1 pseudogene is annotated in these 303 nt (G+C 73.6%); it reads right to left on the reverse strand.

Annotated features, from left to right (window positions below):
• Window positions 1–303: pseudogene (locus tag ACOADB_RS27420) on the reverse strand (cation acetate symporter); the annotation flags it as partial.

Here is a 303-nt window from a genome sequence, read left to right on the forward strand (position 1 = left end):
GCCCAGGCCGCCGCCACCGGCGACCGGCACGGACCAGTCACCGTCGGCCATCGAGCTGCCGGGGCGGCCGTCGCCCCACCAGACCGCGAGCAGGACGGCCGCCGGGATGAGCAGCGCGGTGAGCTTGAGCCAGTACTGGAAGGCCTGGACGAAGGTGATCGAGCGCATCCCGCCCGAGGTCACGTTGGCGAGGACGACACCGCCGACCACCACGGGCCCGACCCATTCTGGCGCGCCGATCGCGGCGTGCAGGGTGATCCCGGCGCCCTCGAACTGCGGCAGCAGGTAGAGCCAGCCCACGCC

Origin of the sequence: Nocardioides sp. CPCC 206348 (assembly GCF_048654705.1) — a bacterium.
In the GTDB taxonomy this organism is placed as follows: domain Bacteria; phylum Actinomycetota; class Actinomycetes; order Propionibacteriales; family Nocardioidaceae; genus Nocardioides.